Below are 21,243 nucleotides of genomic sequence, written 5' to 3' on the forward strand. Positions count from 1 at the left end.
CCGGCAGCCGTGGTGACCAGCGCGGTCACCGGTGAAGCGGCGCATCAGGCCTGTCATGAGCCCCCCGGCTCGTCCCCCCCGATGCGCCGGGGATGGCTATCTGATGCCGAAACACTACGGTCGCGATCTTGCGGACGACACCCTGTTCAAGGGCAGCTCGTTGAACGGTGCGTAGTCAGCGTTATACGGAGCGTGTGCTTACGGTGAGCGGCTGCTGTGGTGCGACGAGCGGTAGGCCGGTGGGCCCACGAGATGCTCGGGCAGATGCATCTTGGCCATCATCCGCCCCACTCCGCGCGGCACCCGGCCCGGGGTGACCAGGGAAATCAGCACCATCGCGGCAAACGCCACCGGCACGGCGACCGGCGCGGGGTTGGCGGAGAGCACGCCTGTTTTCACGCCCGCCCCCTCCCCGAGCACGAGCACCGCCGTCAGTCCCCCGCCGAGCGCGAACCCGGCCGCCACCCCGGCGTCCGTCAGCCGGCGCCACCAGATCCCCAGCACCAGCAGCGGGCAGAACGTGGCGGCCGAGAGGCTGAAGCCGATCAGGACGAACGCCACCGACGTCTGCGGGGTGCTGACGGCCGTCAGGACGAGCGCGGCCAGCAGCACCAGGCCCACGGCCGTGCGGAAGGAGCTCACGCCGGCCCGGGTCAGGCACGTCGACACCGCGCCGCCGACCGCCACGAGGACGCCGCCCGTGGTGGCCAGGAAGGCCGCGAACGCCCCGGCGGCCAGCACGCCCGTGAGCGCGTCCCCCACGGCTCCTGGAGCCAGCCTGGAGGGCAGCAGCAGCACGATCTCGTCCGGCGCCGCGCCGCTCACGTGTACGCGCCCCAGGAGCCCGTACAGCGGCGGCACGACGCAGAAGACCGCCAGCATGGCCTGCGTCGCCACGATCGACCGCCTGGCCCCGTGCCCGTCGCTGTTGGTGTAGACGCGGACGATCACGTGCGGCAGCCCCATGGTGCCGAGCGCGCAGGCCAGCAGCACGGTCAGCACCCCGGGCAGGGACGGGTCGCCCGCCCCCGCCGGTCCGGCCGCACCGGCCCGATAGGCCGCCTCGAACCCGGTGAGAGGCCGCGCGTCCCCCAGCCACCAGCACGCCACCCCCACGCCGACGAACGCGACCAGCTTCAGCCAGAACTGCGCGGCCTGCACGCTCGTCACGCTCCCCTGCCCGCCCGCGAACGCCACGACCAGCGCCGCCGCCGCGACGGCCGCCCAGCCCAGCCACGGCGGCAGCCCGGTCAGCAGACGCACCACGACGCCGGCCGCGTGGAGCTGCGCGACCATGAACACCAGCCCGATGACCAGCACGAAGCAGGTGGTGAAGCGGCGCAGCCCGGCCGACCCGAGCCGCCACTCGGCGAAGTCGGGCAGCGTGTACGTCCCGGAGCGCCGCAACGGGGCGACGACCAGGGCGAGGATGACGACGAACCCGGCCGTGGCCCCCGCCGGGTACCACACCATCGGCCCGCCACGGGTGGCGATGAGCCCGGCCGCTCCCAGGCAGGCCGCGGCCGAGGTGAACTCGGACGAGATCGCGGCGCCGTTCCACCAGGGCGGGACCGCCCTGGCCGCCACGTGGAAGTCGGAGACGCCGCTCGAGCGGCGAGGTCGCGCGGCGCCCACCATGACACCCAGAACCAGCATGAAGGCGATCCCGGTCAGCACCGCGACGGTCATCTCGCCGCCGGATCCGGCAGCGGCCGCAGCCGCAGCGCTCTCATGTCGCCGCCGGATCCGGCGGCCGCCTCAGCCGCAGCACGCTCATCTCTCCAGCCGCTCCGCCCGTCTCAGCTGCCGAACGGCCAGCGCCACCCAGACGCCCTGCAGGGCCAGCGAGAGCGCCACCCAGGCCCCGGGGCCGGGCACCCACACGGCGATCACGGGGACGCCCGCCAGCAGTCCCGCGACGGCGCCCACGGTCAGCAGCGCCTGTCTCAACTGCCGCCCCATGATCGCCGTCACGTCGGGCCCGTCCTCCTCGGGATCGGACCGCTCGCGCGCCCGCCCGGCCGCGCCCGGCCCGCGCGACACGATCATCCGCCGTTCCACCGTCACCGGGCCATCCGCCGCTCCCCCGTCACCGGGCCATCCGCCGCTCCCCCCGTCACCGGGTCACGCTCCCGCGAGCCGTCACGAGATCACGCCCCTGTGCTGGCGTACGAGCTGGTCGCGCACCTGACGGCTGTGCCGCCTGCTGACCTGCAGCGTCTCGGTGCCGACGGTGAGCGTCACCCGGCCGCCCTCGAACCTGAGCTCGCTGACGTGCCGCCCGGAGACCAGCGTGCTGCGGTGGATGCGGATGAATCCGGCATCCGACCAGCGCCGCTCCAGCGCGGCCAGGGACATGCGTACGAGATAGCTCCCGTCCACGGTGTGCAGCCGTACGTAGTCGCCCTTGGCCTCGGCGTACCAGACCGCCTGCTGCGGTACGAAGCGGGTGCGCCCGCCCAGCTCCACCGGGATCACCTCGTCCTGGACCGGCTCGGGGCCGGACAGCGCGGCCGCCTCCAGCCGGCGCACGGCCTCCGCCAGGCGCTCGGCCCTGACCGGCTTGAGCAGGTAGTCGACCGCCTCCAGCTCGAACGCCTGGACCGCGCACTCCTCGTGCGCGGTCACGAACACCAGCCGCGGCGGGCTGGGGAACCCGCCGACCAGCCTGGCCAGATCGAGCCCGTCGAGCCCGGGCATCCGGATGTCCAGGAAGATCCCGTCGAGCCGCTCGCCGCTGCCGATCATCTGCACCATGTCCTGCAGCGCCGTGACGCCGTCGGAGGCGGTCGCGACGTGTTCGATCCGGTCGTCCTGGCGCAACAGGTAGGCGAGCTCCTCCAGAGCGGGCACCTCGTCGTCGACGGCCAGAACTCTCAGCATGTCCTCCACGCTGCCGTATGAAAGCAAAGGTCACAAGCGGAACGCCAGCAGAGAGTAATGATTTGACTACAAAGAGCTAAGTTGGGTTTTGGGCACCCGCAGCCTGACTTTCGTGCCCGCGCCCAATGCCGTCTCCACGACGAGACCGTAGCCGTCGCCGTAGATCTGGCGCATCCGCAGGTCCACGTTGGCCAGCCCGATGCCGCTGCCCTCGCGGGCCGGGTTCTCGTCCAGCATCCGCCGCGCGGACTCCGGGTCCATCCCGGCGCCGTCGTCCTCGACCGTGATGTGCGCCTCGGGGCCCGCGTCGCGCACCACGACCCGCACCTCGCCGCTGCCGCCGCGGCCGCGCATGCCGTGCTTGATGGCGTTCTCGACGAGCGGCTGCAGGCACAGGAACGGCACGGGCACGGGCAGCACCTCGGGCGCCACCTGCATGCTGAAGCGCAGCTTGTCGCCGAATCTGGCACGTTCCAGCAGGAGGTATCGGTCGACGCACGTCAGCTCGTCGGCCAGGGTCGTGAAGTCGTGCGCCCGGCGCAGCGCGTACCGGGAGAAGTCGGCGAAGTCGAGCAGGAGTTCGCGGGCGCGCTTGGGGTTCGTGCGGACGAACGAGGCGATCGTGGTGAGCGCGTTGTAGACGAAGTGCGGCGAGATCTGCGCCCGCAGCGCGCGCATCTCCGCCTCCAGGGCGCGCCGCCGCGAGGCATCCAGCTCGGCCAGCTCCAGCTGGCCCGACACCCAGCGGGCGACCTCGGTGACGGTACGCACGAGGCCGGCGCTCACCTCCTCGTCGAAGGCCGCCAGCGTCCCCACGACCGTGCCGTCCACGGTCAGCGGCACCACGACACCCCCGGACGGCTCCCCCGGGAACACCTGCGCCCGGCCCGCCGCCAGCGCGGCGCGGGCGTAGGTGAGCACGTCGTCGGTGCACGGCCCCTCCCAGGCCAGCGCCGCCTCGGTCGAGGTGATCGCGACGGCCCGGGTGCCGAGCAGCGTGTGCAGGTGCCGTACGGCCTTGCGGGCGGAGTCGCGGTTGAGCCCGCCGCGCAGGGCGGGGGCGGCCATCGCGGCGATGTGCAGCGTGGTGAACGTCGCCTCGTCCGACCTGCGGCCCTCCGGCAGCGCATGGCGGCGCCACCGCGCGCGGGCGAGCCCGTAGCCGGCGAGGAAGAACAAGGGGGACAGCACCACGCACGCGGTGGTCAGCATGCGGGAAACCGTAGCCAAAAACGGAGCGCGTCCGGGGCAAAACAGTGAGTGAAGTCTAGGGGGGTCCCTCGCCGGGTTCTTCCTGGTAGGAGTAGCGCTGCTCGCGCCAGGGGTCGGCGATGTTGTGGTAGCCGCGCTCCTCCCAGAAGCCGCGGCGATCTTCGAGGAGGTATTCGATGCCGCGCACCCATTTGACGCTCTTCCACGCGTACAGGTGGGGCACGACGATGCGCACCGGGAAGCCCCGGTCGGGGCTGAGCGGCTTCTCGTCGAGCTCCAGGGCGAACAGCGTGTCGGAGGCGGTGAAGTCGGCCATGCGAAGGTTGGCGCTGTAGCCGTACTCGGCCCAGATCATCACGTGGCGCACGCCCGGGTCGGGCGGGGCGACCTCCATGATCGTGGCGGGGGTGACGCCGCCCCACTCGTTGCCCATGAGGGAGAACTTGGTCACGCAGTGGAAGTCGGCGATGCGGGTCGTGCGGGGCAGCCGCTCGAAGTCGCTCCAGGTGAAGCAGTGCTCCGCGCCGGACGCGGTGGCGCCGAAGACCCGGAAGTCCCAGCTCTCCGGCTTGAACCCGGGCACCCTTCCGTAGTGGATCACGGGTCGGCCGCGCGGCACGTACTGGCCTGGAGGCAAGCGCGACTCCTCCACGATCACTCCCCTCCCCTGACTCGCCGTCTGGGGCCATCCTGCCATCGGATCATCCGCGCCTCGCGAGCGGGTGCGGTGGGAGGCGGCCGCCGTCGTCACGTACTCATGAGTAACTTGAGTACGTGACCCCATGCGGCGGCCGGTCGCCCCGTCGCACGATGGCCGCATGACGAAGCCCATTCAGCCCACGCAGACCACCGCGTTCTACGTCCAGGCGGTCCTGTCGTTCGCCGTCTCGCTGTCCTCCGTGGTGATCGCCCTGATCTACCTGCCCGTCCAGGGGTGGGTCAGGGCGTTCCTGGGGCTCGGCCTGCTGTACGTCGTCACCTCGACGGTCACGCTCTGCAAGGTCGTCCGCGACCGCCAGGAGCAGTCGGAGGTCACCAACCGCGTGGACCAGGCGCGGCTGGACAAGCTGCTGGCCGAGCACGACCCGTTCAAGGTCAACGGCTGAGACCCGCCGCGCGCCGGGGTCAGTCCAGCGTGTACTCCTGGATCGAGTCGGCGAGCTGCACGCACAGCTCCTCGGCGTCGAGCCGCTTCTCGATCTGCTTCAGGTCCTCGATCTTGGCCCGCGTCTCCGCCCGCTTGGGCGCCAGCAGGCTGCAGCAGTCCTCGTCGGGCAGCTCGGAGATCTCCAGCGTGCCGATGCGCCGCGCCTCGGCCATGATCTCGGTCTTGTCCCAGCCCACCAGCGGGCGCAGGATCGGCATGTCCACCGCGTTGTCCTGGGCGGTGATGTTGGCCAGGGTCTGGGAGGAGACCTGGCCGAGCGCGTCGCCGGTGATCAGCGCGGAGGCGTGGATGCGGTGGGCGACCTCCTCGGCCGTCTTGAGCATGAGCCGCCGCTGCGCGATCACGGCCAGGCGGTCCTGGCCCGAGTTGCGGATCGACTGCTGCGCCTTGCCGAACGGCACCACCCACAGCCGCGACCTGCCCTGGAACCGGTCGAGCTTCTTGACCAGCGCGTACGCCTTGTAGATCGACTCCGAGGTGGTGAACGGGATGCCGGAGAAGTGCAGGAAGTCGACGTGCAGTCCGCGCCGCATCATCCGGTACGCCGCCACGGGCGAGTCGATGCCGCCCGACATGAGCACCAGGGCCCGGCCGCTGGTGCCGACGGGCAGGCCGCCCTGACCGGGGATGCCGCCGGTGAAGACGAACACCTCGTCCCTGTCGACCTCGATGAACACCGTCAGCTCGGGGTTCTTCAGATCGACCGGCAGGCCGTACTCGTCGTTGATCGCGCCGCCCACGAGCCGGTCGAGCTCGTTGGAGCGCAGCGGGAAGCGCTTGTCGCGGCGGCGGGAGCGGACCGCGAAGCGGGCGCCCCGCTTGGCCTCCTCGCTCTCGCCCACCAGCTCCAGGCCGGCCTTCAGCACGGTGTCGGGGTCCTTGGCGACCCGCCAGGCCCGATGGATCCACACCAGCCCCGGCACGTCGGCGACCCGCTGGGCCACCGCCTCCGCCTGGTCGGCCGTGGCGCCCTGGGGCAGGAAGATCGCGATCACGCCATGCCGCTTGCGCACGTCGACCTTGAGGTCGAGCGACTGGAGCGCGTCGCGGATGTTGCTGATCAGGCGGCGTTCGAACAGCTCGCGGTTCTTGCCCTTGAGGACGATCTCGCCCAGCTTGAGCAGAACGCACGGCTCGCCCAGGGCAGACATCGTCATGGTGGAACCTCCGGGAAGATGGGGAATGGCGCGCGTTGGTGCCAACGTCGCGACCCCTTGAGTTTAGTCCGCGTCGAGTCCCCGCTCGATCGCATATCGCACCAGCTCCACCCGGTTGTGCAACTGGAGCTTGCCCAGCGTGTTCTGGACGTGGTTCTGGACCGTGCGGTGGGAGAGCACGAGCCGTTCGGCGATCTGCTTGTACGTCAGGCCCTTGGCGACCAGCCTGAGCACCTCGGTCTCGCGCTCGGTCAGCCGCGGCCCCTCGGCGGGCGCCGGCTGCGCGGCCAGCCGCCGGTATTCGCCCAGCACCAGCCCGGCCAGCCCGGGGGTGAAGACGGCGTCGCCGTCGGCGGTACGGCGCACCGCGTCGAGGAACTCCTCCCGGCTGGCCGACTTCACCAGATATCCGGACGCGCCCGCCTTGACGGCCTGGAGCACGTCCCCCTGCTCGGCGCTGGCCGACAGCACCAGCACCCTGGGCGGCGACTCGGCCGAGGCCAGCCTGGCGGCCACCTCCGGACCCGACATATCCGGCAAGTGCAGATCCAGCACCACGACGTCCGGCCGCACCGCCGCGGCCGCCCGCACGGCCTGCCGCCCCTCCCCCACGGCGGCCACGACCTCGTAACCGGCCTCGGCGAGATCCCTGGCCACGCCGTCACGCCACATGGGATGGTCGTCCACCACCATCACCCGCACCATGCCGCAACTCTAACCGCGCCTCTCCCCCTTGCCCGGGCCGCTGGCGGATGCGAGGGGGCGGGAGTGGCGCTGCGGGTCGCAGGCCCGAGGCCGACACCGGGGGCGTCGAGGCGGCGAGCATGAAGGCGCGGGCGGGGCGGGGCGCAGCGCGGCGTGGGCGCAGCGTGAGGCGGGGGCGGCGCGAGGCGGGCGCAGCGTGAGGCGGGGGCGGCGCGAGGCGGGCGCAGCGTGAGGCGGGGGCGGCGCGAGGCGGGCGCAGCGTGAGGCGGGGGCGGCGCGAGGCGGGCGCAGCGTGAGGCGGGGGCGGCGCGGGGCGGGAGGGCGCAGGCAGCCCAGGCGCAGATGCAGGCAGCTGGGGGCGGCACCGAGACCAGCGCGCAGGTCACGTCACGAGGTCGCCGGGTGAGGTCAGGCTGCGCGGTCAAGCGAGGAGGTCAGGCGGCGAGGCCAAGCGGGGAGGTCACGTCACGAGGTCACCGGGTGAGGTCAGGCGGCGAGGCCAAGCGGCAGGCCAGGCTGCGCGGTCAGGCTGCGCGGTCAGGCTGCGCGGTCAGGCTGCGCGGTCAGGCTGCGCGGTCAGGCGGCGAGGTCAGGCGGCGAGGTCAAGTGGGGAGGGTGATCTCGATCTCGGTGCCCTGGCTCGGGACGCTGACGATCGAGACCTCGCCCCCCAGCTCGGCCACGCGCCCCCGGATGGACCGGGCGACACCCATGCGGCCGTCGGCCGCCGCCTCGTCCAGGCGTCCGTCCGGGATGCCGGGCCCGTCGTCCCTGATGCTGACGGTCACCGTGCCCTCGCCGGACTCCGCCAGCACCCAGGCGCGGGCCCCCGGGCCGCAGTGGGCGCGGACGTTGTCCAGGGCCGCCCCGACCGCCGCCGCGAGCTCCCGGGCCACCGCCGCCGGCAGTACCAGCGGGGTCGCCGGGGTGGAGACCGTGACCGTGGGCGAGCCGTACCGCAGCAGGAAGGTGCGCAGGTCGGTCGCTCCCGAAGCCGGCGGGCCGGCCGTGATGAGGTCGCGCAGGGCGGCCTCCTGCTCGCCCGCCAGGCGGCCCAGCTCCGCCGCCTCGCCGCCGATCTGACGCCCGCGCCGCTGGACCAGCGCCAGCACTTGTAAGACCGAATCGTGGATGTCGCGGGCCAGCCGGTCGCGTTCGCGCTGGGCGGCCTCCATCTCGATGGCCCGCTGCATGCGCTCCCCGGCCTGCCTCGCCAGCCGGGCCACGTGGCCGACCACCACGCCCGCCAGGAAGAGCAGGACGGCGCCGTTGATCGGGATGGGCGACTCGTGGGTGCGTACGCGCAGCCACAGGTCACCCGCCGCGACGACGGCCGCCGCCACCGCCCCCAGCCGCCTGCCCCCGTGCACCGCCCAGGCCAGCACGGGACCGGCTATCCAGGTCGCGGGGACGGGCATGGTGCCCTTGGCGCCCTGGCCGGCGCCTTCGACGTACGGGGAGGCCAGCAGGCACGCCATCGTCACCAGGAGGTCCATCGCCAGCAGCGGCCAGCGGCGCAGCGACTCGGCCGAGTAGGCGAACGTCGCCCCCGCCGTCCACAGCGCCATCACGCCGATGACCAGCCAGCCCAGCACCGGGTGCTCGTAGCCGCGGTTCTGGGCCATCAGCGCGGCCGCGTACACGAGGGATGCGACGCGGAACACCGCGATCGCCCGCCAGAACGGCCCCTCGATCGCCATGAGCCCCTCTCACGTTCTCGACAGGGCAACTTGACAGATAGTCGCGTTATCCATGCGAATAGGACATGCAGGATGAAACAATCCGGCGACCCCTAATTGCAAGGAACCGATAGATGACCACCGCTGTAAATCATTTCACCTACGGCCTGCTGACACCGCTGCTCGCCTACGTGATGTCGTGCATCGGGTCGATGCTCGGACTGCGGCTCACCGCACAGGCGCACGCCTCTCGCGGCGGTTCCCGGGTGCGCTGGCTGCTCGGCGCGGCCGTCTCGATCGGCGGCACCGGCATCTGGGTCATGCACTTCATCGCCATGATGGGCTTCCAGGTGGAGGGCACCCAGATCAAGTACGACGTGTGGCTCACCGCGGCCTCGGCCCTGGTGGCCATCGTGGTCGTGGGCACCGGCCTGTTCCTGGTCTCGTACGGCGGCGGCCGCGTCCTGGCCCTGCTCGGCGGCGGCCTGCTGACGGGCCTCGGCGTGGCCTCCATGCACTACCTGGGCATGTACGCGATGAACATGTCCGCCCACGTCTCCTACGACCGCCTCACCGTGGCCGCCTCCGTGGCCATCGCGGTGGTGGCCGCGACGGTGGCGCTGTGGTTCACGCTCCGGGTGAAGAAGACCGTCTGGATCGCCCTCGCCGCCCTGGTCATGGGCGTGGCCGTGTCGGGCATGCACTACACCGGCATCTACGCGATGCGCGTGACGGTCGACCCCGAGCCCGGCCCGGTCTCCGGCGCCGACGCGCTCGACTTCCTGGTGCCCCTCATGACCGTGATCAGCCTGATCACGCTGACCATGCTGCTCATGGTGATCCTCTCGCCGTCCGAGGAGGAGATGCACGAGGACGCGGAGCTGGTGGCCAAGCTGGAGCTGCGCCGTCGTACCGCCCAGGAGCAGCAGCTCGCCTACCCCGCGCCGCCCGCGCCGATGCCCCAGCCGCGCCGGGCCATGCAGGCACGCAGAAGATAGTTGCGCACGCGACGACTCTCCGCTCATACTCCCTTATCGGTGCGTAGGGATGGGTGGGGGTCATGTCGCCGATCGACCATTTTTCTTTCGGGCTGTTAACGCCCGTGCTGGCGTACGTCATGTCCAGCGTGGGCTCCATGCTCGGACTGCTGCTGACCTCCAGAGCCCGCCTCGCCGGCGGGCGCGAGGCCGGCTACTGGCTGGCGGGGGCGGCCCTGGCGATAGGCGGCACGGGCATCTGGACGATGCACTTCATCGCCATGCTGGGCTTCTCGGTGAACGGCTCGGTGATCCGCTACGACGTCCCGCTCACCGCCCTGTCGGCGCTCATCGCCGTCGTCTTCGTGGGGGTGGGGCTCTTCCTCGCCTCGCACGGCGGGGAGCGACTGGGGTTCCTGCTCGGCGGCGGCGTCCTGACCGGCGTCGGCGTGGCGAGCATGCACTACCTCGGCATGGCCGCGATGAACATGTCCGCCCACGTCTCCTACGACCCGGCGGTGGTCTCCCTCTCGGTCCTGATCGCGATCGGGGCGGCGACCGTGGCGCTCTGGTTCACGCTGCGGGTCAGGGGCGCACTCAGGATCGGCGGCGCGGCCCTGGTCATGGGCGTGGCGGTCTCGGGGATGCACTACACGGGGATGTACTCGATGTCGGTGACCATGCTGCCGGAGATGATGCCCGTCCCCGGCGCCAGGGCCATCGACCTCCTCCTGCCGCTGATCGTCGGCATCAGCGTGATCACCGTGGGCCTGCTGCTCACCGTCCTGCTGTCTCCGTCGGAGAAGGAGCTGCGCAGCGAGGCTGCGTACAAGGCGCGGATGCGTGAGAACGACGAGGGCGCGCCGGAAGTGGATCTCTTCGGCACGCCCCGCGGTTGAGCTATCTCCAGGTACGGCTTGCGACGCGTGGTGGGCCGCCTACTCGCCGCGGCGCAAGCCGTACCCTCGCAGCGGTGATCCCGCTGGTCCATAAGGTACGGCCGCGCGCTTGCAAGCCGCTTTCAGCTAGCCGAAGAAGACCTCCGCCTCGGCGTAACGCGAGACGGGCACGGTCTTGAGCTCGGCCGTGGCCTCGTCGAGCCCGACGCGGACGATCTCGGTGCCGCGCAGCGCGACCATCTTGCCGTAGTCGCCCTCGTGGGCCGCGTCGATGGCCTGCAGCCCGAACCTGGTGGCCAGCACCCGGTCGTAGGCCGTCGGGGTGCCGCCGCGCTGGATGTGGCCGAGCACCGTGGTGCGGGCCTCCTTGCCGGTGCGCTTCTCGATCTCCTTGGCCAGCATCTCGCCGATGCCGCCCAGCCGGACGTGGCCGAACGCGTCGAGCTCGCCCGTCTGCAGCTCCATCTGGCCCTCGATCGGGTGGGCGCCCTCGGCGACCACGATGATCGGTGAGTAGCGGGTGCGGAAGCGGGACTCGACGTATTCGCAGACCCGGTCGATGTCGAACGGCCGCTCCGGGATGAGGATGACGTTCGCGCCGCCCGCCATGCCCGCGTGCAGCGCGATCCAGCCCGCGTGGCGCCCCATGACCTCGCAGATGAGCGCCCTGTGGTGGGACTCCGCGGTGGTGTGGAGGCGGTCGATGGCCTCCGTCGCGATGTTGACGGCGGTGTCGAAGCCGAAGGTGTAGTCGGTGCCCGACAGGTCGTTGTCGATGGTCTTGGGCACGCCCACCACGTTGACGTCGCGGTCGTACAGCTGCTTGGCCACGCCCAGCGTGTCTTCGCCGCCGATGGCGATCAAGGCGTCGACACTGGTGGCGGCGAGGTTCTCCTTGATTCGGTCAACCCCGCCCTCGATCTTTATCGGGTTGGTGCGGGAGGAGCCGAGTATGGTGCCGCCGCGTGGCAGGATGCCCCGCACGGCCTGGATGTCGAGCGGCATCGTGTCGCCTTCGAGCGGGCCGCGCCATCCGTCACGGAAGCCGACGAATTCATGACCGTAGACGCTCACCCCCTTACGCACGACAGCCCTGATCACAGCGTTGAGACCGGGGCAGTCGCCGCCTCCGGTGAGCACTCCGATACGCATGCGGGTTCCTCCCGATGGGGGTCACCTTGATGTCAGACTCGCATTGTGCCCGCCGCCACGGGCAGTGGTCTAGACCAAACGCACAGCTCCACGACATAAACATGGATTGCGAGGAGATCTCGTGAGTGTGTTGGCCATCGATGCCGGGACAACGGGGGTGACCGCGCTCGTTGTCACCGATAACGGGCAAATCGAGTCAATGGGCTACGAGGAGTTCAGGCAACATTTTCCCTCGCCCGGCTGGGTCGAACACAACCCCGAGGACATCTGGCAGGCCACGCTCTCCGCGTGCAGCGCGGCGCTGAGCCGCGCCTCCGGCTCGCCGTCCTGTGTCGGGCTCACCAACCAGCGCGAGACCGCCGTCCTGTGGGACCGGCGCACGCTGGCCGCCCCGTGCCGGGCCATCGTCTGGCAGGACCGGCGCACCGCCGAGATGTGCTGGCGGCTGCGGGAGGCGGGTCACGAGGCGCGCGTGTCGGAGCTGACCGGGCTCCGGCTCGACCCGTACTTCACGGCCTCCAAGCTCGCCTGGCTGGCCGAGCACGAAGAGGGCGTGTGGGAGGGCGTCGAGACCGGCAACGTCGCCGTCGGCACGGTCGACTCCTACCTCATCGCCAGGCTCACGGGGGGCGCGCGGCACGTGACCGACCCGTCCAACGCCTCCCGCACCCTCCTGTACGGCCTCGCGTCCGGCACCTGGGAGCCCGAGCTGTGCGAGCTGTTCGGGGTGCCCGAGCACGCCCTGCCCGAGATCGTGCCCAACTACGGGCCGCTCGGCCGCACCGAGCCCTCCGCCTTCCTGGGGCTGGAGCTGCCGATCAGCGGGGTGGCCGGCGACCAGCAGGCGGCGCTGTTCGGGCAGACGTGCTTCGACGTGGGCGACGTGAAGTGCACCTACGGCACGGGGTCGTTCGTGCTGGCCAACCTGGGCGGGGAGATCGTCAGGTCCGAGGAGGGGCTGCTGACCACCGTGGCCTGGCAGACGCCGTCGGGCGAGCGCACGTTCGCGCTGGAGGGGTCGATCTTCGTGACCGGGGCGGCCGTGCAGTGGCTGCGCGACGGGCTGGGGCTGATCGGCACGGCGTCGGAGTCGGAGGCGCTGGCGCGCACGGTGCCCGACAGCGGGGGCGTGGTGTTCGTACCGGCCCTGACGGGGCTGGGGGCGCCGCACTGGGACCCCCACGCGCGCGGGCTGATCACCGGGATCACGCGCGGCACCACGCGGGCCCACCTGGTGAGGGCCACGCTGGAGGCGATCGCGTTCGAGGTGCGGGACGTGGTCGAGGCGATGACCGGCGGCGCCGTGCCGGTGCTCAAGGCCGACGGCGGCGCCAGCTCCAACGACCTGCTCATGCAGCTGCAGGCCGACCAGCTCGGCGCGGCGGTGGAGCGCCCGGCCCTCCAGGAGACCACGGCGCTCGGAGCGGCCTTCCTGGCCGGGCTGGGCTCCGGGGTGTGGGGGTCGAAGTCCGATCTGCGCAAGACCTGGCAGCTCGAGCGGCGCTTCGTGCCCGGCGCCCGTGACGACGCCGCCTACGAGCGGTGGCGCGCGGCCGTCGAGCTGGCCTCCCACCACCCGGCGGTCACGGGCTGACGGCCGCGTCATGGGGCGCCGGCCGGGCCCTTGGCGAAACGGGTCAGGAGGTTGATCGTGGCGCGCCGGGTGAAGGCGGCGGCGCGGTCGGGCACGCCGTGCCCGCACCGGCGTCCCCGCAGCGCGCACACCCAGCGCATCGTCCCCGACGCGAACACCCCTGCCCCGCTGGGCGCCACGTAGTAGGTGCTGTGGGAGACGGTCGCCCGCCCGCCGCAGGAGAACGGCGACTCCGCCAGCACCCGGACGTTCCCCGGCGACCCCCGCGACACCTTGTCGGCCTCCACGCCGACCATCCCGGGGAAGCTCCCGCCCTTGGTGCCGGCGAAGATCCAGTGGCCCGGCCGGGTCACCCGGTAGACGCCCTCGGCGGGGAAGCAGTCGTACATCTGCCCCACCAGCGCGCTCTCCGGACGCGAGTCCCGCCACAGCGTGCAGAGCCGTTCCTTGTCGCAGGCGAGCGTCCTGCCGTGCATCGCGATCCGCCAGTAGACGGCGTTGGCGCCGAGGAAGGCCAGGTTCGTGCCGCTGTCCCTGGCCTTGGTGACGACGGCGCGCATGCCGGGCGACCAGTACTCGTCGTGGCCCAGGGAGACGACCGCGCGGGCGCCGTCGAGCACGCCCGGCTTGAGGTCGAGGTCCGTCAGGTACGCCAGCGGCACGTGGCTCTGCTCGGCCACGGCCAGCGCGTCCTTCTCGAAGTCCAGGAAGAGCCGGGCGCCGTCGCGGTCGTAGGGGCGGTCGAAGGTGACGGCGCGGGAGCGGCCGGCGAACCCGCCGGCGCCCTGGTAAAGGCTCCGGCCGCCCCACAGGTTGTACGCCTGCCAGGTCGTGACCGCGTTCAGGATCACCACGCGGCCGGCGGTGGAGTCCGAGCGCACGGTGATCGGGACGTAGCGCTGGGCCCCGGTGGAGGCGTCGAGCCTGATCAGGTAGGCGCCCTCCGGCCAGCCCGCGGTGTCCACGGTGAGCGAGGGGCGCCAGTGCGCGGCGGTGACCGTGCCGGCGCTCGGGCCGCCCACGACCTTCATCGGCGCCTGGCGCACCCCCTTGACCTCGGGCGACTCCCAGACCTTGGCCGGGTTCGCGCCCATGCGGAAGGCACTGGCGGAGAAGCGCGGCGCGGTCGTGGAGACGCGCAGGTGGAAGCGCTCGCCCGGCAGGACGCTCACCTGGTCGGCGTAGCCCTCGATCTCGTGCTCCGCGCCGCGCTCGCTGATGCGCCACGACTCCTGCACGTCCGTGGTGGAGGAGGGGCGGGGTGTGCCCGGCCTGGGGACAGGGGCCGGGGCAGGGGCCGGGGGCATTCCGCCGCACCCGGCCACGAGAAGGAGTAGGACGAGGACCTTTCGCACCCGCTCATGGTCGTGGCCGGACCGCCCCGGCGGGCGGCGACTTGGCCAACTCCTTACATGATCAGCACGCAGGACGGGCGTTCGACCTCGTACCCCCGGGCGGAGGGCTGGGGAACGCCGTCCTTGAGCTCGAGGAGGGTGACGGCGTTCGACTGCTGGTTGGCCACGTACATGGTGGTCCCGTCGATGGCGAAGTGCCGCGGCCAGTCGCCGCCGGACGACACCTCGGCCACGGGCGACAGGTCCGCGGCGCGCAGCACCGTGATCGTGTTGGGGCCGCGGTTGGCGACGTACACCAGATCGCCCTCGACCTGGAGGTGGGACGGGCAGTTCTCGACGTCCTCGCGGGAGGCGGGGACGACGGTGCGGCGCTCGCCGTCGATGAGGGTGACGGTGCCGTCGAGCTCGCCCGCCACGTACAGGCGGGAGCCGATGAACGCGAAGTGGCGCGGGCCCGTGCCCGGGTTCATCGCGATGGGCTCCAGGGGGGTGCCGTCGTAGCGGTAGCGGCGGATCTCGTCGGTGCCGAGGTCGGAGACGTGCAGGATCCCGTCGTGGAAGACGGCCTGGTGGGCGTGCGATCCCTCCTGGCGGTCCTTGTTCGGGCCGGAGCCCTTGTGGGGCAGGACGATCGGATCGCCGTCGAACGCGCCCCGGGAGTCGAGGCGGTAGATGACGGCCGTGCCGTCGCCGTAGTCGGTCGCCGCGAGCACGCTGCCCGTCGGGTCCACGGCGACGTGGCACGGGCTGTCGCCCTCGCTCGGCCGCTCGTCCAGCGGCCTGAGGGTCTGCCCGGTCTGGAACGCGGTCAGCCAGCCGCGCCGGAGCTCGCCCGCCGCGTACAGCACCGGCAGGGTGGGATGGGCGGCCAGGAACGACGGCGACGCGACCCGGGCGAGCAGCCCGCCGCCGAGCGCGCAGATGCCTGGGCCGTATCCGCCTACATAGACCTGCTTCACAGCCGGGATCCTTCCATGGTTGACTAGAGCAATGAATTCATTGACAGAGGCAAGAGTCTCTGAGATCAGGGCCTTCAACCGGTTCTATACGAAAGTGATCGGCGTGCTGCAGGCGGGCCTGCTCGACTCGCCGTACTCGTTGACCGAGGTGCGGGTGCTGTTCGAGCTGGCGCACGCCGAGGCGATGGAGACCGGGGAGCTGCGCACCCTGCTCGACCTGGACGCGGGCTATCTCAGCAGGATTCTGACCCGCCTGGACGCCGACGGGCTGCTCTCGCGCGAGCGCTCGGCGTCGGACGCGCGCAAGCAGCTCGTACGGCTCACGCCCGCGGGCGCACAGACGTTCCGATCGCTCGACGAGCGCTCGGCCGGGGAGATCGAGCGGCTGCTGGCCGGGCTGCCGGACGAGAGCCAGGAGCGGCTGGTCGTCAGCATGGCCCAGATCAGACGCCTGCTGGGGTCCGGGGACGGGCCGCGCGCCTATGTGATCAGGCCCCCGCGCACCGGCGACCTCGGCTGGGTGGCCTTCCGGCACGGCGACCTCTACGCCCGCGAGTACGGCTGGGGCACCGACTTCGAGCAGCTCGTCGCCAGGATCGTCGGCGAGCTGGACTTCTCGCGCGACGCGGGGTGGATCGCCGAGGTGGACGGGGAGCGGGCCGGGTGCGTGTTCTGCGTACGCCAGGACGAGACGACGGCCAAGCTGCGGATGCTCCTGGTGGAGCCGTCCGCCCGGGGGCTCGGGATCGGGCGGCGGCTCGTGGAGGAGTGCCTGCGGCACGCGCGGGCGGAGGGGTACAAGCGGATGACGCTGTGGACCCGCGACTGCCTGGTGAGCGCGCGGCGCATCTACCAGGCGGCCGGGTTCGAGCTGGAGTCGGAGGAGACCGGGACGGAGAACGGGGTCGAGGTCACCGAGCAGGTGTGGTCGCGCGACCTCTAGGCCACCAGTTGAGCGGGCCCGCCAGGCGCATCAGGCTCGGCACCAGCACCGCCCTGATCACGGTGGCGTCCACCAGCACGGCCACCGCCATGCCGACGCCGAGCATCTGCACGAACGTCACCCGCGCCGTGGCGTACGCGGCGAACGTGAGCGCCAGGATGCCGCCGGCGGCCGTGATCAGCGGCGCGCCCCGCTGCAGGCCGGTGGCCACGGCCTGTTCGGTGTGGCCCGTCCTGTCGTACTCCTCCTTGATGAGGGAGAGCAGGAACACCTCGTAGTCCATCGACAGGCCGTACGCGACGCAGAGCATCAGGATCGGGATGCTGGGGTCGAGAGTGCCCGTCGGGGTGAAGCCGAGCAGGCCGGAGAGGTTGCCGTCCTGGAAGACCCAGACGACGGCCCCGAACATGACGCCCAGGCTGAGGAGGTTCATGAGCGACGCCTTGATCGGGAGGATCAGGCTGCCCGTCATCCCGAACAGGACCAGGAACGTGACGCCGAGCATGAGGGCCAGCACCAGCGGGAGCCGGTCGACGACCGAGGCCCGGTAGTCGGCCAGCTCGGCCGGGTAGCCTCCGACGAGGACCTCGAAGGGCGGCTCGACGGCGCGTACGGCCGCCACGAGCCGCACGGGGTCGCCTGCCAGCGCCTCGCCGGACGGGACCACGGAGAGCCACGCGCCCTGCCCCTGGAACCTGCGCGGGTCGCCGTCGCCCGCCCGCCGGCCGCCCGCGAACGAGCCCGCGGCGGAGTCGACCTGGGCGACGCCGGGCAGGCGGGAAAGCGTCGCGGCATACTCCGAAATATCACCCGGCGCCCGATCTTTCGCGACGATCTGGATGACGTCGGTCTCCTCCGCGGGGAAGGACTCGCGGATGACCTCCTGCGTCTGCCGGGACGACGCCTCCGGGGGCAGGATGCGATCATCCGCCGCGCCGAAGCGCAGCCCCAGCAACGGCGAGGCGAGCAGCAGCAGCACCGCCATGGCCAGCCCGCCGAGGACCAGGGGCCGGCGCATCACCCTGGTGGCCAGCGCGTGCCAGAACCCGGCGGCCCGCTCGGGCCCCGTCCGCTCGGGCCCCGTGCGCCTGGGCAGCATCGTGCCGCCGATCGAGGCGAGCGCCGCGGGCAGCACGATGACCGCCGCGAACAGGCCGCCGATGACGACGGCGATGCCCGCGTACGCGAAGGAGCGCAGGAAGTCGAACGGCAGCGCGAACAGCACGGCCAGCGACGCGGCCACGGTGAGCCCGCTGAACAGCACGGTCCGCCCCGCGTGCTCCACGGCGCCGGCGACCGCGCTCGCCCGGTCCGCGCCGCGCCGCGTCTCCTCGCGGAAGCGCTGGATCACGAAGAGGCAGTAGTCGATGCCGAGCCCGAGCCCCATGGCCAGCGTCAGGTTGAGGGCGAACGTCGAAATATCGGCGAACAGCAGGACGCCTCGCAGGAGCGCCAGGCCGGCCACCATCGCGAGCACCCCCGCGAGGATCGGCACCAGGGCCGCCATGACCCGCCGCTGGTAGAGCCAGAGCAGCACGAACGCCAGCGGGAAGATGACCAGCTCGGCCCGTACGAAGTCCTGCCTGGCCAGCGGCACGGTCTCCCTGAACACCTCCTCCCCTCCCCCGGCCCGCACCTGGAGCAGGCCGGTGCCCTTGGTGATCTCGGGCACGAGCCGGGGCAGGACCCGCGCGCGCACGTGACCGGCGTCCCCCGGGATGCGCACCACGATCAGCGCGTGCTTGCCGTCCTCGCTGCGCAGGGTGGCGGGCCTGCCCCGGGTCCAGTACGAGGCGGACTCGGCGACGCCCTCCTGCGCGGCGACCCGCGCCGTCAGCTCCCTGCCCTCGGCCTCGACGGCTGGGTCGTCCACGGTGCCGTTCCTGCTGGTCACCAGGAAGACCAGGTCGGGGCTGCCGGTGCCGAAGCGCCGGCCCAGCTCGGCCTGCGCCCGGTCGGACTCGCTCCCGGGCGCCTCGAACCTGGCCAGCGACAGCCGCGGCACCGCCCCCGCCGCCAGCGCCGCGGCCACGACGAGCACGACGGCGGACAGCGCCAGCACGATCCTGCGGCGGCGTACGAGGAGGAAGCCCAGCCGGCGCAGCGGCGGGCCGCCCGTCTCCTCGCGAGCCGGCCGGACCTGCGTGTTCATCGCCATGTTCGCCTCCCCGTCAAGCAAACCCGGTAAACTGCTCGTGTTTCGTTGCCGAACCAGAAATACAAGTAAATGCTCGCATTTGTCAACGAGGAGACCCATGCCTGAACGCACGGTCCGCCGGCAGGCGCGTGGCCTGAAGCGCATGGCGGAGATCCTCGACGCCGCCGAGTCGGTGATCGCCGAGGTGGGCTATCCGGACATGACGACGAACCACGTCGCCGCGCGGGCGGAGATGTCCCCGGGGTCGCTGTACCAGTTCTTCCGCAACAAGGAGGAGATCCTGGACGGGCTGGTGGCCCGCTACACGGTCGACCGCCAGGAGTTCTGGGCCGCCCGGCTGGCCGCCGTCACCCCGGAGGTGCCGCTGGAGGCGCTGGTGGGGCAGCTCGTGGACGAGAGCGTCCGGTTCAAGAGCGCGTCACCGGCGTACTGGTCGCTGCTGTACGGGACGGCGACGGGCGATCAGCTGGCCGCGGCGTCGCAGCGTCTCCACGCCGACATCTCCCGGCAGGTCGCCGCCATGCTGCGCCGCCGCTCCCCCGGCCTGCCGGAGGAGCGCGCGGCGCTGATGGGGACGATGGCGGTGGCCATGGTGAAGGCGGTGATGCCGCTGGTGACCTCCGCGCCGCCCGAGCGCGGCGCGGAGCTGGTGGCGGAGCTGAAGGTCATGCTGGTGCGCTATCTGACCGCTTGATCAGGCGCGGAACGGCCCCGCCACCTCGAACGTGTGGCCCTCGGCGCGGCCGCGCCTGGCCGAGAAGTAGAGCCGCTCGCCGCCCGGCGAGAAGGCCAGCCCGGTCAGCTCCGCCCCTGGGCGCCCCTCGAGCCTGAGGAACGGCGTGACCGCGCGGTCGGGGGTGATGACGTCGATCTCCGTCGTCTCCCTGGCCACGTACAGGTCGCCCGAGGGAGCGGCGGTGATGGCGCGCACGCCCTCGCAGAGCCGGTCGAGCGTGGCGGTCTGCGCGTCGTAGGCCCACAGGCCCGTGTCGCCCTTGGTGGTGAAGTAGCACACGCCGCCCGCGTAGTGGCAGCCGTCGCCGCCGTCGAAGTGGCGGGCGTCCTCGACCTGGTGGCGGGCCGCCGTGACCAGGGCCGCCGGTGACGGCACCGCCTGCCAGCGCCCCGCCGAGCACAGGACCTCGAGCGTGCCCTCCGTCAGGTCGCCCCAGTCGCCGGGCCTGAACCGGTAGAAGCAGCCGTCGGGCTCGTCCTCGGTCATGTAGATCACGCGCCGCTCCGGGTCGCAGGCGGCGGCCTCGTGCCTGAAGCGGCCCATGGCCAGGCGGGGGCGCGCGGCCCGCGCGCCGTAGGGGTCGCACTCGAAGACGCGGCCGCGGTCGCCGAGCTCGCACGACAGCCAGGTGTGCCACGGCGTGGCGCCACCCGCGCAGTTGAGGTCGGTGCCCGACAGGATGCGGTACGCGTCGCCGACCGTGCCGTCGGGCCGGAAGCGCAGCGCCGAGGCGCCGCCGAGCAGCGGGAGCTCGGAGTTGGACACGTAGATCCAGCCGGCGCCGTCGGGGAAGCAGGCGCCGCCGTCGGGAGCGGCGTGCCAGGTCAGCCCGGCGACCTTCTGGCCCGAAGTGGCCACCACCCTGCCGGTGAAGCCGGCGGGCAGCGCGAGGCCGTCCGCGCCCGGCAGGCCGAGCGGACCGTACGGGCTGGTGCCGCCCCGCCAGAGCGGGCCCGTGCGGAGGAGAGTCTTGTGGGACATCGTGGGGCCTCCCTCTAGGTGCCACGCTAGTCGACCGCACCGACATGAATGACAGGGACTCGCGACATCAAACTCTGCGCAAACGTGCTGCCGTCCGGCGTGCCGAAGCCCGGGGCCCCGAACGGGCTCCCGGGCTTTCCGGCAGGTCAGGTCAGTGCGGATCAGGCCCGTGCGGATCAGGCCATGGCCTGGAACATCCAGTGCTGCTTGTCGATGTCCTGCGCCACCGCGATGAGCAGGTCCTGACTGACCGGGTCGGCCTCCTCGGTCGTCCGGACACGCTCGTGCATCCGCTTGCTGACGCCGTCCAGAAGGCCGGTGATCATCGCCACCACCTTGCCGTCCTCCAGCCAGCCGGACTCCGGCTGCTGGAGCTTCGTGGCCCTGGCGACCGTGGCGGAACGGCCGTCCGGGTTGGCGCCGATCGCGACGGCGCGTTCTGCGACGGTGTCCATGTGCGTTCTGGCCAGGTCGGTGAGCTCGTCGAGCTGGAGATGGATCGAGCGGAAGTGCGGGCCGATGAGGTTCCAGTGTGCTTGCTTGGCGACCAGCGAGAGGTCGATGAGATCGACCAGGGCGCCCTGCAGAGCCTCCGCGACGGTGTTCTTGGCCTCGCCCGCAAGGGGGCCGGTAATCACAGCCATGTCGCATTCCTCCCCTGTAAGTAGGACTTTCCCTATTTAGA

General features: G+C 71.8%; 20 protein-coding genes. 6 read left to right on the top strand and 14 right to left on the bottom strand.

Annotation, left to right across the window (positions count from 1 at the left end; translation table 11 throughout):
• Positions 1 to 198 precede the first annotated feature (198 nt).
• From AB0H84_RS06045 to AB0H84_RS06065, 5 genes are all read right to left on the bottom strand, one after another.
• Positions 199 to 1,689 carry a cation acetate symporter gene (locus AB0H84_RS06045; protein ID WP_357598794.1) on the bottom strand — a complete coding sequence of 497 codons (1,491 nt, stop codon included), beginning with the start codon at positions 1,687 to 1,689 and terminating at the stop codon, positions 199 to 201.
• Between the two features lie 84 nt (positions 1,690 to 1,773).
• Positions 1,774 to 2,067 carry a hypothetical protein gene (locus AB0H84_RS06050; protein WP_357598797.1) on the bottom strand — a complete coding sequence of 98 codons (294 nt, stop codon included), beginning with the start codon at positions 2,065 to 2,067 and terminating at the stop codon, positions 1,774 to 1,776.
• A 75-nt stretch (positions 2,068 to 2,142) separates the two neighbouring features.
• Positions 2,143 to 2,883, bottom strand: a complete 741-nt coding sequence (locus AB0H84_RS06055) for a LytTR family DNA-binding domain-containing protein (protein WP_344985277.1) — start codon at positions 2,881 to 2,883, stop codon at positions 2,143 to 2,145.
• Positions 2,884 to 2,949: 66 nt separating this feature from the next.
• The gene (locus AB0H84_RS06060) at positions 2,950 to 4,095 is read right to left on the bottom strand and encodes a histidine kinase (protein WP_357598800.1); all 1,146 of its coding nucleotides are present in this window, start codon (positions 4,093 to 4,095) and stop codon (positions 2,950 to 2,952) included.
• Between the two features lie 55 nt (positions 4,096 to 4,150).
• Complete coding sequence (locus AB0H84_RS06065; protein ID WP_357598803.1) at positions 4,151 to 4,747, bottom strand: sulfite oxidase-like oxidoreductase; 597 nt, start codon at positions 4,745 to 4,747, stop codon at positions 4,151 to 4,153.
• Positions 4,748 to 4,913: 166 nt separating this feature from the next.
• On the opposite strand from AB0H84_RS06065, the gene AB0H84_RS06070 reads away from it, so the two are divergent.
• On the top strand, positions 4,914 to 5,201 hold the full coding sequence (locus AB0H84_RS06070; protein ID WP_357598806.1) for a YiaA/YiaB family inner membrane protein: 288 nt from the start codon (positions 4,914 to 4,916) through the stop codon (positions 5,199 to 5,201).
• A gap of 19 nt (positions 5,202 to 5,220) precedes the next feature.
• On the opposite strand, the gene thiI is transcribed toward AB0H84_RS06070, so the two are convergent.
• The 3 genes from thiI to AB0H84_RS06085 form a co-directional block, all read right to left on the bottom strand.
• Positions 5,221 to 6,420: a tRNA uracil 4-sulfurtransferase ThiI gene (gene thiI, locus AB0H84_RS06075; RefSeq protein ID WP_357598809.1), complete on the bottom strand. Its 1,200-nt coding sequence runs from the start codon at positions 6,418 to 6,420 to the stop codon at positions 5,221 to 5,223.
• Positions 6,421 to 6,483: 63 nt separating this feature from the next.
• Positions 6,484 to 7,125, bottom strand: coding sequence for a response regulator transcription factor (locus AB0H84_RS06080; RefSeq protein WP_357598812.1), 642 nt, complete (start codon positions 7,123 to 7,125; stop codon positions 6,484 to 6,486).
• A 602-nt stretch (positions 7,126 to 7,727) separates the two neighbouring features.
• Entirely contained in the window at positions 7,728 to 8,825 is a 1,098-nt protein-coding gene (locus tag AB0H84_RS06085) for a DUF5931 domain-containing protein (protein WP_357598815.1), read from the bottom strand.
• 113 nt (positions 8,826 to 8,938) lie between these two features.
• Between AB0H84_RS06085 and AB0H84_RS06090 the strand changes: the two genes are divergently transcribed.
• Together AB0H84_RS06090 and AB0H84_RS06095 are read left to right on the top strand one after the other, a co-directional pair.
• Positions 8,939 to 9,802 (top strand): MHYT domain-containing protein, encoded by an 864-nt coding sequence (locus AB0H84_RS06090; protein ID WP_357598817.1) that lies wholly within the window; start codon positions 8,939 to 8,941, stop codon positions 9,800 to 9,802.
• Positions 9,803 to 9,864: 62 nt separating this feature from the next.
• Positions 9,865 to 10,680 carry an MHYT domain-containing protein gene (locus AB0H84_RS06095; protein ID WP_357598820.1) on the top strand — a complete coding sequence of 272 codons (816 nt, stop codon included), beginning with the start codon at positions 9,865 to 9,867 and terminating at the stop codon, positions 10,678 to 10,680.
• 126 nt (positions 10,681 to 10,806) lie between these two features.
• Here the strand turns inward: AB0H84_RS06095 and AB0H84_RS06100 are convergent, their stop codons facing one another.
• Positions 10,807 to 11,832 (bottom strand): 6-phosphofructokinase, encoded by a 1,026-nt coding sequence (locus tag AB0H84_RS06100; protein ID WP_357598822.1) that lies wholly within the window; start codon positions 11,830 to 11,832, stop codon positions 10,807 to 10,809.
• Between the two features lie 121 nt (positions 11,833 to 11,953).
• Here AB0H84_RS06100 and glpK point away from each other — a divergent pair, with 121 nt between their 5' ends.
• On the top strand, positions 11,954 to 13,426 hold the full coding sequence (glpK, locus tag AB0H84_RS06105) for a glycerol kinase GlpK (protein ID WP_357598825.1): 1,473 nt from the start codon (positions 11,954 to 11,956) through the stop codon (positions 13,424 to 13,426).
• Between the two features lie 8 nt (positions 13,427 to 13,434).
• On the opposite strand, the gene AB0H84_RS06110 is transcribed toward glpK, so the two are convergent.
• The gene (locus AB0H84_RS06110; RefSeq protein ID WP_357598828.1) at positions 13,435 to 14,733 is read right to left on the bottom strand and encodes a N,N-dimethylformamidase beta subunit family domain-containing protein; all 1,299 of its coding nucleotides are present in this window, start codon (positions 14,731 to 14,733) and stop codon (positions 13,435 to 13,437) included.
• A gap of 101 nt (positions 14,734 to 14,834) precedes the next feature.
• Positions 14,835 to 15,740: a beta-propeller fold lactonase family protein gene (locus AB0H84_RS06115; RefSeq protein ID WP_357598831.1), complete on the bottom strand. Its 906-nt coding sequence runs from the start codon at positions 15,738 to 15,740 to the stop codon at positions 14,835 to 14,837.
• A 94-nt stretch (positions 15,741 to 15,834) separates the two neighbouring features.
• On the opposite strand from AB0H84_RS06115, the gene AB0H84_RS06120 reads away from it, so the two are divergent.
• A complete protein-coding gene (locus AB0H84_RS06120) occupies positions 15,835 to 16,683 on the top strand; it encodes a helix-turn-helix domain-containing GNAT family N-acetyltransferase (RefSeq protein WP_357598834.1) in 849 nt (282 codons plus the stop codon).
• On the opposite strand, the gene AB0H84_RS06125 is transcribed toward AB0H84_RS06120, so the two are convergent.
• Complete coding sequence (locus AB0H84_RS06125; RefSeq protein ID WP_357598837.1) at positions 16,652 to 18,841, bottom strand: MMPL family transporter; 2,190 nt, start codon at positions 18,839 to 18,841, stop codon at positions 16,652 to 16,654. The genes AB0H84_RS06120 and AB0H84_RS06125 overlap by 32 nt on opposite strands.
• 97 nt (positions 18,842 to 18,938) lie before the next feature.
• On the opposite strand from AB0H84_RS06125, the gene AB0H84_RS06130 reads away from it, so the two are divergent.
• Positions 18,939 to 19,535, top strand: coding sequence for a TetR/AcrR family transcriptional regulator (locus tag AB0H84_RS06130; protein ID WP_357598840.1), 597 nt, complete (start codon positions 18,939 to 18,941; stop codon positions 19,533 to 19,535).
• Here AB0H84_RS06130 and AB0H84_RS06135 read toward each other — a convergent pair whose 3' ends face one another.
• Both AB0H84_RS06135 and AB0H84_RS06140 read right to left on the bottom strand, forming a co-directional pair.
• Positions 19,536 to 20,558, bottom strand: a complete 1,023-nt coding sequence (locus tag AB0H84_RS06135; protein WP_357598843.1) for an alkaline phosphatase PhoX — start codon at positions 20,556 to 20,558, stop codon at positions 19,536 to 19,538.
• A 176-nt stretch (positions 20,559 to 20,734) separates the two neighbouring features.
• Complete coding sequence (locus AB0H84_RS06140; RefSeq protein ID WP_357598846.1) at positions 20,735 to 21,202, bottom strand: DNA starvation/stationary phase protection protein; 468 nt, start codon at positions 21,200 to 21,202, stop codon at positions 20,735 to 20,737.
• Positions 21,203 to 21,243 lie beyond the last annotated feature (41 nt).

The sequence above is a fragment of the Nonomuraea sp. NPDC050786 genome (genome assembly GCF_040654115.1).
Lineage (GTDB): Bacteria > Actinomycetota > Actinomycetes > Streptosporangiales > Streptosporangiaceae > Nonomuraea.

What these genes read in the sequence shown, in the direction of transcription:
- AB0H84_RS06095 (WP_357598820.1), top strand. Translation starts at nt 9,865, where the DNA reads ATGTCGCCGATCGACCATTTTTCTTTCGGGCTGTTAACGCCCGTGCTG.
- AB0H84_RS06080 (WP_357598812.1), bottom strand. Translation starts at nt 7,125, where the DNA reads ATGGTGCGGGTGATGGTGGTGGACGACCATCCCATGTGGCGTGACGGC.
- AB0H84_RS06100 (WP_357598822.1), bottom strand. Translation starts at nt 11,832, where the DNA reads ATGCGTATCGGAGTGCTCACCGGAGGCGGCGACTGCCCCGGTCTCAAC.
- AB0H84_RS06060 (WP_357598800.1), bottom strand. Translation starts at nt 4,095, where the DNA reads ATGCTGACCACCGCGTGCGTGGTGCTGTCCCCCTTGTTCTTCCTCGCC.
- AB0H84_RS06135 (WP_357598843.1), bottom strand. Translation starts at nt 20,558, where the DNA reads ATGTCCCACAAGACTCTCCTCCGCACGGGCCCGCTCTGGCGGGGCGGC.
- AB0H84_RS06070 (WP_357598806.1), top strand. Translation starts at nt 4,914, where the DNA reads ATGACGAAGCCCATTCAGCCCACGCAGACCACCGCGTTCTACGTCCAG.
- AB0H84_RS06130 (WP_357598840.1), top strand. Translation starts at nt 18,939, where the DNA reads ATGCCTGAACGCACGGTCCGCCGGCAGGCGCGTGGCCTGAAGCGCATG.
- AB0H84_RS06090 (WP_357598817.1), top strand. Translation starts at nt 8,939, where the DNA reads ATGACCACCGCTGTAAATCATTTCACCTACGGCCTGCTGACACCGCTG.
- AB0H84_RS06055 (WP_344985277.1), bottom strand. Translation starts at nt 2,883, where the DNA reads ATGCTGAGAGTTCTGGCCGTCGACGACGAGGTGCCCGCTCTGGAGGAG.
- thiI (WP_357598809.1), bottom strand. Translation starts at nt 6,420, where the DNA reads ATGACGATGTCTGCCCTGGGCGAGCCGTGCGTTCTGCTCAAGCTGGGC.
- AB0H84_RS06140 (WP_357598846.1), bottom strand. Translation starts at nt 21,202, where the DNA reads ATGGCTGTGATTACCGGCCCCCTTGCGGGCGAGGCCAAGAACACCGTC.
- AB0H84_RS06110 (WP_357598828.1), bottom strand. Translation starts at nt 14,733, where the DNA reads ATGCCCCCGGCCCCTGCCCCGGCCCCTGTCCCCAGGCCGGGCACACCC.
- AB0H84_RS06085 (WP_357598815.1), bottom strand. Translation starts at nt 8,825, where the DNA reads ATGGCGATCGAGGGGCCGTTCTGGCGGGCGATCGCGGTGTTCCGCGTC.
- AB0H84_RS06125 (WP_357598837.1), bottom strand. Translation starts at nt 18,841, where the DNA reads ATGGCGATGAACACGCAGGTCCGGCCGGCTCGCGAGGAGACGGGCGGC.
- AB0H84_RS06045 (WP_357598794.1), bottom strand. Translation starts at nt 1,689, where the DNA reads ATGACCGTCGCGGTGCTGACCGGGATCGCCTTCATGCTGGTTCTGGGT.